Origin of the sequence: Streptomyces canus (genome assembly GCF_001514145.1) — a bacterium.
GTDB classification, from domain to species: domain Bacteria; phylum Actinomycetota; class Actinomycetes; order Streptomycetales; family Streptomycetaceae; genus Streptomyces; species Streptomyces canus.
This window is the reverse complement of the sequence record NZ_KQ948666.1, coordinates 167,427-183,299: the sequence shown is the minus strand read 5'-3', so window position 1 is coordinate 183,299 and position 15,873 is coordinate 167,427. Positions and strand designations below refer to the sequence as shown.

Genomic DNA, 15,873 nt, shown 5'->3' with positions numbered 1-15,873 from the left:
GCATCTTCGTACGAGGGCCTTGCCTGCGGAGTCACACCCGAGGGGCGGGTACCGGGAAGATCATGCAGCTGCTGGTGGCGTGGGCGAGCAGACGATCCGCCCCGTCGACCAACTGGGCCTGGGCGAGGGCGGTTTGGCGGCCCTTGTTGACGACCGTTCCGACGGCGCGCACCGGGCCGGTGTCCACGGTGACCCGCCGCAGGAACTTCACCGTCAGGTCGAGCGAGGTGTACGCCATCCCCTGCGGAAGGAGTGTCTGCACGGCGCAGCCCGCCGCCGAGTCCAGCAGCGTGGCGAAGACACCGCCGTGCATGCTGCCGATGGGGTTGTAGTGCTCCTCCCCCGGCGTCAGCGAGAAGACCGCCCTGCCGGGCTCCACCTCGTCCAGGGCGAAGTCGACGGTGCGACCGATCGGCGCCGGCGGAAGCCGGCCCGCCTGCACCTCGCGCAGGAAGTCGATCCCGGCCATGCGCCCGGCGGCCTCCGCCGAGATCGCGGGATCGTCCCATTGATACGTACGCGTTCGCCCCACGGTCCAGCGCCCTTCCCTCTGCGGTCAGCTGACTTTCCCAAGCGAAGCTAGGCTTTTGTTCGCCTGACTGTCAATGGAGAAGCCAGGTCCCCTACGATGGCGGGATGGAGTGGCTTGAGGCGAGCACGGAGAACTGCCCCGTCCAGCGCACGCTCGACGTGATCGGGGAGAAATGGACACTGCTGATCCTGCGTGACGCCGTCAACGGCGTCCGCCGCTTCGACGACTTCCACCGCCACATCGGCCTCTCGGAAGCCGTGCTCAGCGACCGCCTCCGCAAGCTGACCTCGGCCGGCATCCTGAAGACCGTCCCCTACCGGGAACCCGGCAGCCGCCCCCGCAACGAATACCGCCTGACCCGCAAGGGCTGGGACCTGTGGCCCGTTCTGATGGCACTGACCCAGTGGGGCGAGGCATACGCGCTCGGCCCCGAGGGGCCTGTCCTGGACGTCCGCCACACCGACTGCGACGCCCCGGTCCGCGTCGTCGTCGAGTGCTCCGCGGACCACTCCTCCCTCACTCCCCGCGACGTCACCGCCCGGCTGGGAAGCGGCGCCCGCCTCCGGTCCTGAGCCATCGACCTCGCGGCCGCGGTCGCGGTGGCAGGCCGGACAGCGGTCAGACATCAGCCGAGTGCCATGCACTTCGCCACTCGCAGATCGCTTCGACTGTGCGGGACCGAACGTGATCCCCTCCGGGCTGTCCACCGCCTCGGGGGTCCGGGGTATTGCGCTCGTCGGAGAGTGCCTCGCTCGACGCGGTCGCTTGCGTCGCGGGCCCGCGCGCCGGCGCAGGCCATGTCGGCGTCCGTCGACCTTCCCGGTCCGGCGGGCGCGCGGATCTGGCGGCTGCCGCGCCCCGCGCCCGTACCGTTCGGTCAGATCTTCGTCTTCTCCCGGACCCACGCGCCGATCTGAGCGATGGCGGCGTCGGCCTCCGGAACGCGGCCGGCGCCGTAGACGTAGGAGTGCTGGCCTCCGGGGACGACAACGGTCGTCGTGTCGATTCCGGCGTCCTTGACGCGGGCGGCGAACTGCTCGTCCTCGCCGGCCAGGACCTCGTAGGTTCCCCAGGAGACGAGGGTCGGGGGCAGACCGCTCAGGTCCGCGCGGTTCAGATTGATCCGGGTGTCCGTGACGTCGATGCCCGTGCCGCCGATCCAGGCGTCCCGGAAGAACTCCAGCAGTCCCTTGCTGAGGATCTTGTCCGTCTCGGCGTTGGTCTCCATGGTCTCGTTGGCGATCTCGAGGTCACACCAGGGGGAGATCGACACGATGGCGCCGGGCAGCGGCAGCTTCTTGTCGCGGAGGCGCAGCGCCAGGGCGACGGCGATGAACCCGCCGACCGAGTGGCCGATCGTGATGATGTTCCCGGGCTCATACCCTTCGGAGATCAGCCAGTTGAACGCCGCCTCCGCGTCGTCCACCTGAGCCGGGTACTTGTGCTCCGGCGCCCGCCTGAAGTCCAGGACCAGTACGGGGGCCCCCGCGGCCTTGGCGATATGCCCTGCGAGCTTCCGGTCGACGACCGCCGACGAAAAGACGGAACCCCCGGCGTGACTGTGCAGGAGGACGAAGTCCGTGTTGCCGCCGATCGGTTCGCACCAGATACCCAGCACGCCACCCGCGTCCACCTCCCGATAGGTGACACCTTCCGGCTCCCGTGCCATGAGATGGGAGCTCTCCACCCGGGTGCGTGTCGCGTCCAGTTCGGACTCGGGAATCACCATCGCGGCGAAGAAGTCCGCGAATTCGATCGCTTCCGGGCTCAGTTCAACTGCAGCGTGCTCAGACACGTGGCACCTCCATGGGGCCATCCGGAGATACCGGCCCGCCAGGACCGGTATCTCCGGGGATTGTCAGGCAGTGTGGGTGGGGTAGTCGGTGTAGCCGGTTGAGTCGCCGCCGTAGAAGGTGGCGGGGTCGGGGGTGTTCAGCGGCGCGCCGGAGCGTATGCGCTCGACCAGGTCAGGGTTGGCCAGCGCCATGGTGCCGACGGTGACGACGTCGGCGACGCCGTCTTCGACGTCCTTCGCGCGGGTGGTGATGTCGGTGCCGGCCCGGTTGAGGACCAGGGTGTTCGGCCACAGTTTGCGCAGGGTGTGCAGGAGTTCGTCGTCGCCGCCGTGGTTTCCGATGTGCAGGTAGGCGAGGTCGAGAGGGGCGAGGGCGCGCACTAGGGCGGGGTACAGCTCGTGGGTGTCGCTCTCGGCGATGTCGTTGAACGGGTTCCCGGGAGAGATCCGGATGCCGGTACGGCCGGCGCCGATCTCGTCGGCCACGGCGGTGGCCACCTCGACGGCGAAACGGATGCGGTTCTCGACGGAGCCGCCGTAGCGGTCGGTGCGCTGGTTGGTGTTGGTGGCGAAGAACTGGTGCAGGAGGTAGCCGTTGGCACCATGGATCTCGACGCCGTCGGCGCCGGCCGCGATGGCGGCCGCCGCGGCGCGGCGGAAGTCGTCGACCGTGGCGGCGACCTCCTCGGTGGACAGTTCGCGCGGTACCGGCATCTCCTGGAGGCCGGACGCGGTGAACATCTCACCTGTCGGCCGGACCGGGGAGGGGGCGACCGGCTGTCGGTGGTGGGGGGTGTTGTCGGGGTGGGAGATCCGTCCGGCGTGCATGAGCTGGATGACGATGCGTCCGTCGGCCTTGTGCACGGCGTCGGTGACCTTGCGCCAGCCGGTGATGTGCTCCTCCGTGTAAATACCGGGAGTTACCGGGTAGCCCTGGCCGTCGGCGCTGGGCTGGGTGCCTTCGGTGATGATGAGGGCGTGCGAGGCGCGCTGGGCGTAGTACTCGGCGTTCAGCTCGGTGGGTATGCCCTCCGGGGTGGACCGGTTGCGCGTCAGGGGGGCCATCGCCAGCCGGTGCGGCAGGGAGATCTCCCCGGCGACGATCGGGTTCCACAGGGCGTTCGACATGAATGTTTCCTCAAGTGAGGGTGAGAGTGAGCTGCGGGGTGGCGGGCTGCCTGCCCCGCGGGAAATTCCGCGTACGCGGTGACCGGCCGGATGGGCCGCCGGCCTTGCATGGGGAAGGCGGACCGCATGGAGGGGTGGCCGGTCATCGACGGTGCGGACGGGCCTTGCGCACCTGACCGTCGCCATGACGCATGGGCGCCGGTGCCGGAGCGGCCCGTCAGCCGCAGTCGCTGTCAGCCGCGGTAACGATCGGCGGGGACCTTCCGGGACAGGTTCGGGACGAGCGCCTGACGCGCCTTCTCGAACGACTCCCAGTCGCTGATGTCCGGCAGGGACAGAATCGTGACGGGCTCTCCGGCGTCGAGGCCGGCGAGCGCCGCGTCGACGGCTTCGTCGACGTTCATGACGATCTCGTCGGGGAACGTCGCGAGGTCGACGCCGGAGCCGTCCCAGAGATCCGTGCGGACGGCGCCCGGCAGCACGGCCTGCACCGTGACGGGGCTCTCGGCGAGTTCCTGCTGCAGGGCCTGGGTGAACGTCAGCACGTAGCTCTTGGTGCCGCTGTAGACGGCGCTGACGGGCAGGATGTTGAGAGCCATGGCGGAGGAGATGTTCACGACGGTGCCGTGCCCTCGGGCCGTCAGCCCCGGCAGGACCGCGATGGTCAGCCTGGTCAGCGCCGTCACATTGAGGTTGATCAGCGCCTCGTAGGCCGCCGCGTCGGAGCCTGCCAGCGGCGTGAGCAGCGCACCGCCGGCATTGTTGATCAGGACCTCGATGCTCTCGTCGGTGCGCAGACGCTCCTCGACCACGGCGATCTGCGCCGCATCAGTGAGGTCGGCGGCGACGACGTCCACCGCACGGCCCGTGCGGCTGCGGATGTCCGACGCCAGCGTCTCCAGCCGCGCAGCGTTGCGGGCCACCAGGATCAGGTCGTAACCCCGGTCGGCAAGCCGCTGCGCGTAGGCGGCGCCCAGGCCGACGGACGCGCCGGTGACGACAGCGGTCTTGTTCTGCGTGGTCATGGGTGGGATCTCATTTCTGGGCGGGGGGATGTGCAGGACCGGAACTTCGGCCCCGATCTCACTTTAGATTACGATAGGTATCTAAACAGATCGAGTCAACATCCGCGCGCTGATCAAGGTGAGCGCAGGAGTGCGGCCGACGACTCCCGTTCGGAGATCTGCCCGCCGCCCTGTCCGCACGGCTCGGCGCTGCGGGCGACCGCCCGGCACGTCGCATACGATAGATGTACTTTGGTATCTAACGTGGCAGGTGAGTGATGAGTCGCGTTTCGCAAGCACAAGCGCTCGAGAACCGCAGGCGCGCGGTCGCCGCGGCCTCCCAGCTCTTCCGGGAGCGCGGCGTGAACGGCATCAGCGTCGCCGACCTGATGAAGTCCATCGGGCTGACCACGGGCGGCTTCTACAAGCAGTTCCCCTCCAAGGAGGCCCTGATCGCCGAGGCCGCCCAAGCCGCGTTCAGGGACCTCGACCTGCTCCTGGAGTCGTTCGACACAGCCCAGGGCGACCACGACACCGCCCGCGGCGCCCTCATAGACTTCTACCTGTCGGCCGAGCACCGCGACCAGCCCGGCACCGGCTGCCCCACCGCAGGATTCGCCGGGGACATGGCTCGCGAGCCCACAGCCGAAGAGGTGCGCGAAACATACGCGGCCGGTGTCGAGAAGTTCGCCGCCTGGCTGTCCACCGACGCCGACGACGGCCTTCCCATGGTGGCCACGCTGGTCGGCGCGATCCTGCTCGCCCGGGCCACGGCGGGCACGGAACTGTCGGAGAAGGTCCTGGAGTCCACCCACGAAGCCCTTACCGGACCAGACGGTCCGTGACCCGGAACCCTGGACGTGGGCTGAGCGTCCGGGGCCGACACCACGCGATTGAGCGGCCGTTGGGCAACGGAAGCGCCATCCCGCACATGCTGCGCCCGGCGCCTTCCGGCCCGCTCCCCTGCCCGTAACCGCCACCACTGGCACCCCGCACCGCCGCACCCATATCCCACACCCCGCTGCGGCGGAGTCCTCAGCCCACGCGGCGCCCCACCCGGAAGGGCCGGCCGGGGACGCTCTCGATGCCCTTCGCCTGCACCGGATGGCCCTGTTCGCGGCGGATCCGAACATCGACGTGCGCACCGCACTGCAGCAGCCCCCTCACGGCCGGCACCAGACCCATGCCCTCAACGCATCCATGGCCGTGTCCCCGACCCCCTGAGTTCACTTTTCAATACTCAGGAAGTAGCGTCGTGGCCGTCACCCCAACCCGACCGCACGTGGAACAGGCGCGCAGGGCGACTTGCGCGAAGAATCGCATCGAGCACTGAAAAACCCCACAGAAGGGCGGCCGGCGTGAAGGCATTCGTCGTCGAGAAGTACGGCAAGGACGGCGTGCGCGCCGCAGACGTGCCCGAGCCCACGGTCGGACACCGCGACGTCCTGGTCAGAGTGAGCGCCGCCAGTATCAATCCGCTGGACAAGATGGTCCGCAACGGGGAGTTCAAGCAGCTCCTGAAGTACAAGCCCCCGTTCGTGCTCGGCCACGACGTGGCCGGCGTCGTGACGCGGGTCGGCTCCGCCGTACACGGCCTCGAAGTCGGCGACGAGGTCTACGCCCGTCCGCGCGACCTGCGGATCGGCGGCTTCGCGGAGTTCATCGCGATCGACATGGACGATGTCGCCCCCAAGCCGGACTCCCTCACTCTTCAGGAGGCAGCCGCCGTGCCGCTGGTGGCCCTGGCCGCCTGGCAGATCCTCGTCGACCGGGCCCGCGTGCAGCCGGGGCAGAAGGTGCTCATCCACGCAGGTGCCGGTGGCCTCGGCTCGACGGCCATCCAGCTCGCCAAGTACCTCGGCGCCACGGTCGCCACGACCGTGAGCACTGCCACGGAGAAGCTGGTCAGCAGCCTCGGGGCCGACATCGTCGTCGACTACACCAAGGAAGACTTCTCGAAGATGCTGTCCGGCTACGACCTGGTGCTGGACTCCGTAGGCGGAGCGAACCTCGAGAAGTCGCTGACCGTGCTGAAGCCCGGCGGTCTGGCCATCAGTGTCGTCGGCCCGCCGGACCCCGGCTTCGCCAAGCAGCTGGGCGCCCCCTCCTTCCTCGGCCTGGTGATGAGCATGCTCAGCCGCAAGGTCCGCAAGCAGGCGAAGGCGCTGGGCGTGCGCTACCAGTTCTTCTTCATGCAGGCCGACGGCTCCCAGCTGCGCAAGCTCGGCGCCCTCTACGACAGCGGGAAGCTCCACCCGGTCATCGACAGCACCTTCCCGTTCGACCGGACGCTCGAGGCGATGGCGTACATCGAGCAGGGCCGCACCAAGGCGGGCAAGGTCGTGGTGTCGATGGTGCCCGACAACGACTGACACCGTGCCGGCCCCGGACCCTGAGTCCGGCACGGTCACCGCGACCCGCCCTTCCCGCGCGGCCGGCCCGGCGCGAGGCAGGCCATGCCCTCCTCACCGCGAGCATGATCAGGTCGGCAATGTCCGCTCACCGAGTGCCACACGCTGCCAGTCGGGAGCGCGATCCTTGTCGACCAGGGCCGCCCGGACGCCCTCCAGGAAGTCCGGCGTGCGGATGGTCGTACGCGCGAGGGCGAGTTCAGCGGCGAGGCACTGGCGCAACGTGCGCTGCCGGCCCTGGGACAGCAGGGCGTGAGTGATCTCCAGGCTCTCCGGCGAGGCGGACTCCAAGGCGACCCGTGCGCCCGCCGCCCAGGGGGTGTCGAGATGACGCAGGCGTTTCTCGATCTCGCCGAGGGTCGCCGCGCCGAACGCCCAGTCCACCTCCCCGCGTACCTTCGCCAGCCTGCTCTCCGCCACCGGGGAACGGCCGCCGAGACGGTTCAGGACCACGTCCACCGCGTCGCCGGGGTTGTCGGCCAGCGCGTCGCCGACCGCGTCGAGCCGGTCCGCGGGCACGAAGTGCGTGGCCAGCCCCGTGTACAGGGTGTCGGCCGCGTCGAGCCGGTGCCCCGTCAGTCCGAGGTACATGCCGATCGCGCCGGGCAGCCGCGGCAGAAAGTAGCTGGCCCCGACGTCCGGGAAGAACCCGATCCCGGTCTCGGGCATCGCCAGCACCGCGCGCTCGGTGACGACGCGGAAGGCGCCGTGGACGGACAGACCGAGGCCGCCGCCCATGCAGACTCCGTCGATGAGCGACACGACCGGCACGGGGTATTCGGCGATGCGGGCGTTGAGCCGGTACTCGGAGGCGAAGAACCGCTCACTGGCCTCGGCGTCCCCGGCGAGGCTGTGTTCGCGAATCGTGCGGATGTCTCCACCGGCGCAGAACGCCTTCGGGCTGGTGCTCGCGAGCACCACGGCGGACAGTGGTGTGTCCGCCCACTCGGCGAGCTCACGGTCGATGGCGGCGACCATGTCCGTGGTCAGGGCGTTGAGCGCCTTGGGCCGGTTCAGCAGGATGCGGCCGACGCCCCGGTGGACGTCGGCGAGAATCTCGGTGGCAGCGGTGTCAGTCATGGGTCAGCACCTCGTGGTCCGCGCGGACCTGGCTGTCGTGGCCGTCATGTTCCTCTTCCTCGTTCGCCGGGTGTCAGGCGTAGATCTGCGCGTAGAGATCCTGGATCTCGTCCACGGTGGGTACGACGGGGTTGTTGGCGGGCGACCCGGACGCGAGCGCCTGCTCGGCCATGAGGGGCGACAGGCGGAACCACTCGTCCTTGTCGATGCCGTGGGCCTGAGGCGTGGGCACGTCGAGATCCTGACACAGTGATCGCAGCGCCTCCACGAGCCTGTCGGCGGCCAAGGCGTCACTGTCGCCGTCGGCGGCGGCTCCGAGGGCGCGAGCGCAGTCGGCGTACCGGCTCTCGGCGGCCGGCGCGGAGAACGCGGTCACCGCGGGGAAGAGCATCGCGTTCGACAGACCGTGGGCGACGTGGAAGTGAGCGCCGATCGGGCGGCTCATGCCGTGCACCAACGCCACGCTGGAGTTGGAGAAGGCGATGCCGGCCTGGGTCGCGGCGAGCATCATCGCCTCGCGAGCCTCGAGGTCCCGCCCGTCGACGTAGACGCGGCGGAGGTGGCGGCCGATGGTCCGGATCGCGTTCAGGGCGAGGCCGTCGGAGAACGGATTGGCCTTGCGGCTCACATACGCCTCTACGGCATGGGTGAGCGCGTCGACGCCGGTGTCCGCGGTCAGCCGGGCCGGCATCGACAAAGTCAGTTCGAAGTCGACGACGGCGGCGACCGGCAGGAACGCGGGCCCCGGACAGAGCATCTTCTCGTCCGTGGAACTGTCGGTGATGATGGTGAACTGAGTGGCCTCCGAGCCACTGCCCGCGGTCGTCGGGACCGCGATCACCGGCAGCGCCGGGCCGAGATTGGTGTGCGGGGCCCGGTAGTCCCGCATCTCCCCGCCCTGGACGCCCAGCAGGCCGAGTGCCTTGGCGGTGTCCATCGGGCTACCGCCACCGAACCCGATCACCGAGTCCGCCCTGTGCTCCCGCAGCACGGTCAGGCCCGCGTCCAGCGAGTCGGTCGTCGGATCCGGGACGGTGCCGGCGAACAGACGCGGCCGCAGTCCGGCATCCCTGAGCGTCGCCATCAGTCGTTCCGCCGCACCGGTGCCGACGAGGAACGCGTCCGTCACCAGCAGCGGACGGCGCAGGCCCAGCTCTGCGACGACGTCACCCAGCTCGCCCACGGCACCGCCGCCGACACGCAGGATCCTCGGCAGGGAAAGGCTGGCGATCATGGCGGCCCTTTCGGCAGGAACGGCGGGGCAGGTGACGCCCACCGCCCTGACTGTGTGGCCCCGCGCCGAGTGCGAACAACGGCCAATAGCGCACAGCCGATGTGCAGAAATGCAGATACGGTCGGGCCGTGCACCCCCATTCCCCGGACGAGAACCCCGCTCCGCGGCAGACCGGCTCTCGCTCCGTCGATCCGCGCAAACTCCGCGCGGACGATCTGCGCTACCTGCTCGCGGTGTCCCGTACCGGCCGTCTGGTGACAGCCGCCGACGCACTCGGTGTGGATCACACCACCGTGTCCCGCCGTATCGCCGCACTGGAGAAGAGCCTCGGTCTGCGTCTCATCGAGCGGGGCGCGGAGGGATGGACGCTGACGGACATCGGACGAGCCGTCTCGGAGAACGCGCGCGTGATCGAGGAGGCCATCGACCGCGTCGTCGACACCGTGGCGGGCCAGGACTCGCCGTCCCTGCACGGCACGGTGCGCGTCAGCGCGCCGGACGGCTTCGGCACCGTCTTCGCCACGCCCGCCCTCGTACGGGTGCGCCGCCGACACCCCCGCCTCCAGGTCGAACTCATCACCGCGACACGGCAGCTCGCCCTGCGCCCGTCCGGCTTCGACCTCGCTCTCGTCATCGGCGTCCCCGCCAGCAGCCACCTGGTGACCGAACACCTCACCGACTACACGCTGGGGCTCTACGCCAGTGACGACTACCTCACTCGGTACGGCCCCCCTGAGACGGTGGCCGAGCTGCGCGAACACCCGCTCATCTTCTACATCGAGTCGATGCTGCAGGTCGGCGACCTCGACATCGAACGGCACCTTCCCGGCATGACCCCGGCATTCTCCTCGACGAACGTCTTCGCCCAGCTCGAAGCCACCCGGCAGGGGGCCGGTATCGGCGTCCTGCCGGCGTTCCTGGCCCAGCGGACGCGACTGCGCCGACTGCTCGCCGACGAGATCGACATCCGGCTCCCCATCACCCTGGCCGTCCGCCGCGAAGCAGTGACGCACCCCGCCGTAGGCGCCCTGTGGACCGCCCTACGGCAAGAGGTCGCCGAACGGGCCGACGAACTGCTCCCGGAATGAACGCCAAGGAGACTCCGATGGGATGAAGTCCCGCCGATCGAACCCGCGGCCGCCGGTCCGCAACGCCCAGGGGTTCGAGTCGTACTTCAGCGAGGCAGCAGGACGTCGACCTGCCTCCGGATGTCCTGCACGAGCTCCTCGACGCTCAAGGCGATGTTCACGCTCGTCGCCAGGCTGAGGAACATCACTGCGGACACGATGTGTGCCAGCGTCGCGGCGTCGCCCGCTGTGACCCGCTCGTCTCGGCGGAGCACCGCGGCGATGGCCTCCTCGGCCTGCGCGACGATGGCGAGTGCTGCGCTGTGCCGGGGCTCCTCGGGGTCGCCGAAGACCATCTCTCGCAGGTAGGTACGTCCGTTGTCGATCTGGGTGCGGTTGCACTCAACGATCGGCCGGACAATCGCCAGCACAGCGTCCAGCACGCCAGGGATGGTCTCGGCGTCCGCCAGGCCCTGCTCGAGCGCTACGGCGTACTTGGCGTTCTGCACCAGCAGGAGGAGTTCGCCCTTGGTCTTGGCATACAGGAACAGGGTCCCGGTGCCGATGTCGGCCTTGTCCGCGATCTGCTGGGTCGTGACCTCGTCGACGCCGTGTTCGGCGAACAGCTCACTGGCGGCAGCGACGATGCGGTCGAGCTTGTCCTGCTTGTTCCGCTCGCGCCGTCCGACCGATCGGGGGGCGACAGACATGGCGGTGTCCTCCAGGAATAGATTCTGACTGCAATCAGTTATGATGCCAGTCATTACCGCGTGGGCTCGAATGTGGTTCCGCTCATTCTCCCACGGCCGACCGAGGAGCCATTGCTCCATCCGTGCAAAGCCACGCACCTCACCTCCCCTTGGAAAGAAGGAACCCCCATGCCCTCTCTCGATGGAGCAGTCGTCCTGGTCACCGGAGCGAACGGCGGCCTCGGGACCCACTTCGTCCACGACGCCCTGGCACGCGGAGCGGCCAAGGTCTACGCCACCGCCCGCTCCCCCCGCGCCTGGGACGATGAGCGCATCGTCCCCCTCACGCTCGATGTCACCGACCCCGCGTCGATCGACGCGGCCGTCGCCGCCGCGCCGGATGTCACCGTGCTCATCAACAACGCGGGCGCGACCCCGCCGAACGCGAGCCTGCTCGACGTCACCGAGGCAGACATCCGGGCGAACATGGAGACGAACTTCTTCGGTCCCGTCCTCCTCGCCCGCGCGTTCGCACCGATCCTCGCCGCCAAGTCGCAGTCGGTCCTTGTCGACGTGCACTCCGTTGCCAGCTGGTACGCCTTCGGCGGCGTCTACAGCGCGTCCAAGGCCGCACTGTGGTCGGCCACCAACTCTCTGCGCATCGAGCTCGCACCCAAGGGCGTCCACGTGACGGGGGTGCACATGGGCTACGTCGACACCCCCATGGCCGCGCACGCCGACGGACCGAAGTTGCTGCCGACGGAGCTGGTGACGGCGGTCTACGACGCCGTCGAGGCCGGCGAACACGAGGTCCTGGCCGACGAGTTGACCGTACAGGTCAAGTCGGCTCTGAGCGGCCCGGTCGAGGCGCTCTACCCGGACCTGCACAGCACGAACGCCTGAGCTCGTCCTGCCTTCGTGGGCGCGAGGCCCCGACGTGGTCTTTTCAGGTCGGGGTTCCGCGATCCACGGCGGTTGGACAGTCGGCCGGCGTCGAGGAGGCGTACTCCGCCGCGGTCGTCGGTGAGCATTGGCCGGCGGCGTCGGATCGAACGCTATGGGGCGACTTGTCAGGCCAGGTCGGGGATTTAAGGTGGCGGTGAGGTCGACCCGGTCCGGCGCCGGTGGGGCCGGAGGGCCGGGGCCCCATTCCAGCGGGCGTGGAATGTACGCGGTGCGCAAGTCGGCGTCGGGCGGCGGCGGCACGCAGGTCTTCGGGATGGCAGGCGGTCATCAGCAGCCGGGGCGGTGGGACTTCGATTAGGTCGGCGGCCCTCAGGCACACCTTTGGGTCGGGCTTGCAGCTGCGGATCAGTTCGGCGGACCGGATGGCGTCGAACGGCAATCCGCCGGCGTGGGCAAGGTGGATGAGCAGCACGGCCAGGCACTGACGAGTTCGGCCCGGTCGGTGTCGGTGAACCCGGTCAGGCCGTGTTCGGTGAGCATGTCGGCGAGCATCATCCGGTGCAGTCCGTCCATCGGACACCGGCTCCTGATCGGCACGGACGAGACGACGAACCAGGTGACCCCCACGGCAAACGAGCACCGCCGCAGCATCTGCCGCGTCGGTGTTCGTTTCATGATGGGCTGTCAGAGCTGCTGGTTGGCGATGCCGATGTACTGCCCCAGGCGGTACTCGAAGTCGATGCCGGCCTGCTCGACGACGGCCTGCGCGCCGGCGGCGCGGACGAGGAACCCGGGGAGGGTGAGGGAGTGGGCGAACTCACCGTAGGCGGCGACCAGATCCGCGTCCGGGGGCAGGGATGCCCGGTTGATCTGGGCTTTGGCCGAGGCGAGTGAGGTGCGGTCGAAGGAGGCGAGCCGGCCGACGATCGTGTCGACGAATGCGTCGAGTTCGCTGTCGGGGAGGGCACGGGTGGTCCAGCCCCAGCGTTCGGCGGTGTCGGCGTCGTAGTCGTCGCTGGTGAGGATGACTTCCAGGGCGCGGTCGCGTCCGATGGCGCGGGGAAGGCGTTCGGTGCCGCCACCGCCGGGGAGCAGTCCGCTGCCGACCTCCGGCTGCCCGAAGATCGCCTTCTCCCGGCTGGCGTACCGCAGATCGAGGGCGAGGGCGAGTTCGTTCCCGCCCCCGCGGGTGCGTCCGCGGATGGCCGCGATGGTGATGTAGGGCGCTTTGGAGAGTGCCAGGACCAGGCTCGTCCAGACCGGCACTGCGTTCTCGTCCTCAGGGGCGGGGAAGTCGGCGGCGGCGGCCAGGTCGAAGTGGTTGTAGAAGAAGTCGGGGGTGGCGCTGTCGAACACCACGACCTGGATGTCAGGGTCAGTGGCCAGTGTCTCGACGATCTCGGTGAGGCGCAGGACAGTCTCGCCGACGATGAGATTGACGGGCGGGTTGGCGAAGGTGATCTTCGCGACCTGGGGTGAGGTGCGCTCGTAGTGGATGGTGCTCTGCTCGCTCATGGTCTGGCTCCAGATGTGTGACGGATGTCGGTCGGCGACGGGGTGTCAGTGGGCGGGACGCCCGGGAGATGGGAGGGGAAGACCTGGGGGGATGGATTGCATTCCGGCGGTTCTGGTCTCGTTCCTGACGCAGGCGAGGGTGGCGGCGACGTCGGGGGGCGTGGAAGCGTTGGTCGTGGACGACGTCGGGGTGTCCCAGAGCCTTTGAATCCAAGGCAGGAACGTCTGTCCGGAACTCACCCGCGCCGGCCCGTCTCCGCGGCGCAGATTGACCGGGACGCGGGCACTCTTTGTCCGGCCTGCTCCGTCCTACCAGCGAGCCGAGTTCGGTGGGCCGGCGTGGAGCAGGGTGCGGCGAACACATTGATCTCGTCCGGGTTGTGTTCGGCGAGGTGGATCTGGCGGTACTCCTCCGCGCCCGGGGCGGCGGAGATGATCCTCTCCCTGGCCGGCTCTTCCTGCCAGGCGGTGGTCATCGGGCGAGGAACTCGACCGCGACCGGGGCGAACTCCTCGTAGTACTGGAAGATCCCGCCGTGCCCGGAGTCGGGGTAGATGATCAGCTCGCTGTCCTTGATGCGCCGGTGCAGGTCATCGGAGAGGACCGAGGGGACCATGCGGTCGTTGTCGCCGTTGGCGATCAGGGTGGGCTGCGTGATCGACGACAGGTCGTCGGGGGTGGAGCGCCCCCACTTCTTGATGGCCTTCAGCTGTGTCTGGAACGCCTTGGTCTTGATGTCCGCGTCGCGGTCGGCGGTGCGCTCCTTGAGCCGGTTGACGAACGCGCGTGCGGCGGGCTTGCCGGTGGCGTTGCGGTTGAAGAACAGGAACTCCTTGGGGTCCGAGCGGGTCAAGGTGGCGCGCAGGATGTCCCAGTAGGTGATTCTGGCGACCTTGTCCATGTCCTTGCCGCCCTTGGGCCCGGTGCCGGTGAGGACGAGCTTGCGGACGAGCTCGGGGTGCTTCACCACCAGGGCCTGGGCGACCATGCCGCCGAGGGAGAAGGAGAAGACGTCGATCTTGTCGTACCCGAGCGCCTTGACGAAGGTGTAGGCGTCCTCGGCCATCGCCTCCACACTGTCCGGCACCTGGCCTGTGGACGCCCCTACACCGCGGTTGTCGAAGGCGATGACGTGACGGCCCTTCGCGATGGGATCGATGATGCGGGGGTCCCAGTTGTCCAGGGTCGCGGCGAGGTGGACGAAGAAGACGACGGGGATGCCGCCCTTCGGTCCCAGCTCGCGGTAGGCGTAGGTGACGCCGCCGGCGCTGACGGTGCGGGCCGGGGCCTTCGCATAGGCCGTGATGACGGCTTCGTTCGGGGTGTCGTTGCTGCTCATGACTGATTCTCCTGGTCTGTTTCGTGTCGCCCGTCGCGGTTGCGGCGGGTCAGCCGTTGCCGATGACGGCCTTGCCGCGGATGCCGCCCTGGGACAGGGACTGCAGCGCCTGCGGGGTCTGGTCGAAGCCGACCACCTTGCCCACGACCGGGCGCACCACGCCCTGGTCGATGAGGGTGGTGATCTGGCGGAGCTGGTCGCCGCTGGCGCGCATGAGCAGGAACTCATACGTCACCCCGAGCTGCTTCGCCTGCTTGCGGATCTTGCGGCTCAGGCCCGCGACCGCCAGGCGCAGCAGCGGGTTCAGGCCGGCCTCGCGGGCGAACGCGGGGTCCGGGGGACCGGCGATCCCGATGGCCTTGCCGCCGGGCTTGAGCACCCGCAGGGACTTCTCGAGAGTCTCCCCACCGAGGCTGTCCAACACCAGGTCGTAGCCGGTCAGGAGCTGCTCGAAGTCCTCGCTGCGGTAATCGATCACCGTGTCCGCGCCGAGCGCGCGCACGAAGTGCGCGTTCGAACCGCTGGCGGTCGTGGCGACACTCGCACCCAGGTGCGCGGCGAGTTGGATCGCGATCGAACCGACCCCGCCGGCGCCGGCGTGGATGAGAACCTTCTGCCCGGGCCGCACCCTGCCGCGCTCCACCAGCGCCTGCCACGCGGTGAGCGCCACCAGTGGCAGCGAGCCGGCCTCTTCCATGCTGATCGAAGCGGGCTTGAGCGCCACGTCGCCCTCCGCGACGGCGATGCGCTCGGCGAACGTGCCGATGCGGTCCTGGGCGGGCCGGGCGTAGACCTCGTCTCCGGGCTTGAAGCCGCGCACCGCCGTCCCGACACCGATGACGGTGCCCGCGACGTCGTTGCCCAGGATCAGTGGCAGCTTGTAGGGCAGGACCTGCTTGAACTCACCGGCGCGGATCTTCTCATCCAGCGGGTTCAGCCCGGCGGCCTCCACGCGGACCAGCACGTCGTGCTCCCCCACGGTGGGCTCGGGGACATCCGCCTCCTGCAACGGCTCCTTGTACTTGGTGACGACGAACGCTCTCATGGGGCGCCACTCCTTGTTTTCATCCTATTTATTCAGGTCTGGTGCCATATCGGCCAATTCGGCGCGACGTCCGGGGTCTCGCCTCACTCCATCAACCCGAGTACACTCAACTATGAGTCTACTCAGAA

General features: G+C 69.0%; 18 protein-coding genes. 5 read left to right on the top strand and 13 right to left on the bottom strand.

The features are described from left to right. Window positions 1-31: 31 nt before the first annotated feature. Window positions 32-532 (bottom strand): PaaI family thioesterase, encoded by a 501-nt coding sequence (locus AQJ46_RS31520; protein ID WP_059208790.1) that lies wholly within the window; start codon window positions 530-532, stop codon window positions 32-34. A gap of 104 nt (window positions 533-636) precedes the next feature. On the opposite strand from AQJ46_RS31520, the gene AQJ46_RS31515 reads away from it, so the two are divergent. Continuing rightward, the gene (locus AQJ46_RS31515) at window positions 637-1,104 is read left to right on the top strand and encodes a winged helix-turn-helix transcriptional regulator (RefSeq protein WP_059208789.1); all 468 of its coding nucleotides are present in this window, start codon (window positions 637-639) and stop codon (window positions 1,102-1,104) included. 305 nt (window positions 1,105-1,409) lie between these two features. Here AQJ46_RS31515 and AQJ46_RS31510 read toward each other — a convergent pair whose 3' ends face one another. The 3 genes from AQJ46_RS31510 to AQJ46_RS31500 all read right to left on the bottom strand — a co-directional run bounded on the left by AQJ46_RS31510 (window position 1,410) and on the right by AQJ46_RS31500 (window position 4,480). Then, entirely contained in the window at window positions 1,410-2,327 is a 918-nt protein-coding gene (locus tag AQJ46_RS31510; protein ID WP_225887432.1) for an alpha/beta hydrolase, read from the bottom strand. 63 nt (window positions 2,328-2,390) lie between these two features. After that, complete coding sequence (locus AQJ46_RS31505) at window positions 2,391-3,455, bottom strand: alkene reductase (protein WP_059208787.1); 1,065 nt, start codon at window positions 3,453-3,455, stop codon at window positions 2,391-2,393. A gap of 233 nt (window positions 3,456-3,688) precedes the next feature. Continuing rightward, window positions 3,689-4,480 (bottom strand): SDR family NAD(P)-dependent oxidoreductase, encoded by a 792-nt coding sequence (locus AQJ46_RS31500; RefSeq protein ID WP_059208786.1) that lies wholly within the window; start codon window positions 4,478-4,480, stop codon window positions 3,689-3,691. 257 nt (window positions 4,481-4,737) lie between these two features. On the opposite strand from AQJ46_RS31500, the gene AQJ46_RS31495 reads away from it, so the two are divergent. After that, on the top strand, window positions 4,738-5,304 hold the full coding sequence (locus AQJ46_RS31495; RefSeq protein WP_059208785.1) for a TetR/AcrR family transcriptional regulator: 567 nt from the start codon (window positions 4,738-4,740) through the stop codon (window positions 5,302-5,304). A gap of 190 nt (window positions 5,305-5,494) precedes the next feature. Here the strand turns inward: AQJ46_RS31495 and AQJ46_RS54465 are convergent, their stop codons facing one another. Continuing rightward, window positions 5,495-5,644, bottom strand: a complete 150-nt coding sequence (locus AQJ46_RS54465) for a hypothetical protein (protein ID WP_208617010.1) — start codon at window positions 5,642-5,644, stop codon at window positions 5,495-5,497. A 173-nt stretch (window positions 5,645-5,817) separates the two neighbouring features. On the opposite strand from AQJ46_RS54465, the gene AQJ46_RS31490 reads away from it, so the two are divergent. Further along, window positions 5,818-6,831, top strand: coding sequence for an NADP-dependent oxidoreductase (locus AQJ46_RS31490; protein WP_059208784.1), 1,014 nt, complete (start codon window positions 5,818-5,820; stop codon window positions 6,829-6,831). 108 nt (window positions 6,832-6,939) lie between these two features. Here the strand turns inward: AQJ46_RS31490 and AQJ46_RS31485 are convergent, their stop codons facing one another. Next, window positions 6,940-7,950 carry an enoyl-CoA hydratase/isomerase family protein gene (locus AQJ46_RS31485; protein WP_059208783.1) on the bottom strand — a complete coding sequence of 337 codons (1,011 nt, stop codon included), beginning with the start codon at window positions 7,948-7,950 and terminating at the stop codon, window positions 6,940-6,942. A gap of 73 nt (window positions 7,951-8,023) precedes the next feature. Next, window positions 8,024-9,184 (bottom strand): iron-containing alcohol dehydrogenase, encoded by a 1,161-nt coding sequence (locus tag AQJ46_RS31480; RefSeq protein ID WP_059208782.1) that lies wholly within the window; start codon window positions 9,182-9,184, stop codon window positions 8,024-8,026. 128 nt (window positions 9,185-9,312) lie between these two features. Here AQJ46_RS31480 and AQJ46_RS31475 point away from each other — a divergent pair, with 128 nt between their 5' ends. Next, the gene (locus AQJ46_RS31475) at window positions 9,313-10,272 is read left to right on the top strand and encodes a LysR family transcriptional regulator (protein ID WP_059208781.1); all 960 of its coding nucleotides are present in this window, start codon (window positions 9,313-9,315) and stop codon (window positions 10,270-10,272) included. An 86-nt stretch (window positions 10,273-10,358) separates the two neighbouring features. Here AQJ46_RS31475 and AQJ46_RS31470 read toward each other — a convergent pair whose 3' ends face one another. Then, window positions 10,359-10,961, bottom strand: a complete 603-nt coding sequence (locus AQJ46_RS31470; RefSeq protein ID WP_059208780.1) for a TetR/AcrR family transcriptional regulator — start codon at window positions 10,959-10,961, stop codon at window positions 10,359-10,361. Window positions 10,962-11,129: 168 nt separating this feature from the next. Here AQJ46_RS31470 and AQJ46_RS31465 point away from each other — a divergent pair, with 168 nt between their 5' ends. Beyond that, window positions 11,130-11,843, top strand: coding sequence for an SDR family oxidoreductase (locus tag AQJ46_RS31465; protein WP_059208779.1), 714 nt, complete (start codon window positions 11,130-11,132; stop codon window positions 11,841-11,843). Between the two features lie 408 nt (window positions 11,844-12,251). On the opposite strand, the gene AQJ46_RS55600 is transcribed toward AQJ46_RS31465, so the two are convergent. The 5 genes from AQJ46_RS55600 to AQJ46_RS31445 all read right to left on the bottom strand — a co-directional run bounded on the left by AQJ46_RS55600 (window position 12,252) and on the right by AQJ46_RS31445 (window position 15,745). Further along, window positions 12,252-12,419 (bottom strand): hypothetical protein, encoded by a 168-nt coding sequence (locus tag AQJ46_RS55600; RefSeq protein WP_159064078.1) that lies wholly within the window; start codon window positions 12,417-12,419, stop codon window positions 12,252-12,254. A gap of 111 nt (window positions 12,420-12,530) precedes the next feature. Next, window positions 12,531-13,361, bottom strand: a complete 831-nt coding sequence (locus AQJ46_RS31460) for an enoyl-CoA hydratase/isomerase family protein (RefSeq protein ID WP_059208778.1) — start codon at window positions 13,359-13,361, stop codon at window positions 12,531-12,533. Window positions 13,362-13,597: 236 nt separating this feature from the next. Next, window positions 13,598-13,837, bottom strand: a complete 240-nt coding sequence (locus AQJ46_RS31455; protein WP_059208777.1) for a hypothetical protein — start codon at window positions 13,835-13,837, stop codon at window positions 13,598-13,600. Continuing rightward, a complete protein-coding gene (locus AQJ46_RS31450) occupies window positions 13,834-14,700 on the bottom strand; it encodes an alpha/beta fold hydrolase (RefSeq protein WP_059208776.1) in 867 nt (288 codons plus the stop codon). The genes AQJ46_RS31455 and AQJ46_RS31450 overlap by 4 nt, the downstream gene beginning before the upstream one ends. A 49-nt stretch (window positions 14,701-14,749) precedes the next feature. After that, window positions 14,750-15,745, bottom strand: coding sequence for an NADP-dependent oxidoreductase (locus AQJ46_RS31445; RefSeq protein ID WP_059208775.1), 996 nt, complete (start codon window positions 15,743-15,745; stop codon window positions 14,750-14,752). Between the last annotated feature and the right edge of the window lie 128 nt (window positions 15,746-15,873).

Coding starts and splice junctions, on each gene's coding strand:
- AQJ46_RS31500 (WP_059208786.1), bottom strand. CDS start 4,480: ATGACCACGCAGAACAAGACCGCTGTCGTCACCGGCGCGTCCGTCGGC.
- AQJ46_RS31485 (WP_059208783.1), bottom strand. CDS start 7,950: ATGACTGACACCGCTGCCACCGAGATTCTCGCCGACGTCCACCGGGGC.
- AQJ46_RS54465 (WP_208617010.1), bottom strand. CDS start 5,644: ATGGGTCTGGTGCCGGCCGTGAGGGGGCTGCTGCAGTGCGGTGCGCAC.
- AQJ46_RS31465 (WP_059208779.1), top strand. CDS start 11,130: ATGCCCTCTCTCGATGGAGCAGTCGTCCTGGTCACCGGAGCGAACGGC.
- AQJ46_RS31450 (WP_059208776.1), bottom strand. CDS start 14,700: ATGAGCAGCAACGACACCCCGAACGAAGCCGTCATCACGGCCTATGCG.
- AQJ46_RS31455 (WP_059208777.1), bottom strand. CDS start 13,837: ATGACCACCGCCTGGCAGGAAGAGCCGGCCAGGGAGAGGATCATCTCC.
- AQJ46_RS31460 (WP_059208778.1), bottom strand. CDS start 13,361: ATGAGCGAGCAGAGCACCATCCACTACGAGCGCACCTCACCCCAGGTC.
- AQJ46_RS31480 (WP_059208782.1), bottom strand. CDS start 9,184: ATGATCGCCAGCCTTTCCCTGCCGAGGATCCTGCGTGTCGGCGGCGGT.
- AQJ46_RS31515 (WP_059208789.1), top strand. CDS start 637: ATGGAGTGGCTTGAGGCGAGCACGGAGAACTGCCCCGTCCAGCGCACG.
- AQJ46_RS31470 (WP_059208780.1), bottom strand. CDS start 10,961: ATGTCTGTCGCCCCCCGATCGGTCGGACGGCGCGAGCGGAACAAGCAG.
- AQJ46_RS31505 (WP_059208787.1), bottom strand. CDS start 3,455: ATGTCGAACGCCCTGTGGAACCCGATCGTCGCCGGGGAGATCTCCCTG.
- AQJ46_RS55600 (WP_159064078.1), bottom strand. CDS start 12,419: ATGGACGGACTGCACCGGATGATGCTCGCCGACATGCTCACCGAACAC.
- AQJ46_RS31445 (WP_059208775.1), bottom strand. CDS start 15,745: ATGAGAGCGTTCGTCGTCACCAAGTACAAGGAGCCGTTGCAGGAGGCG.
- AQJ46_RS31495 (WP_059208785.1), top strand. CDS start 4,738: ATGAGTCGCGTTTCGCAAGCACAAGCGCTCGAGAACCGCAGGCGCGCG.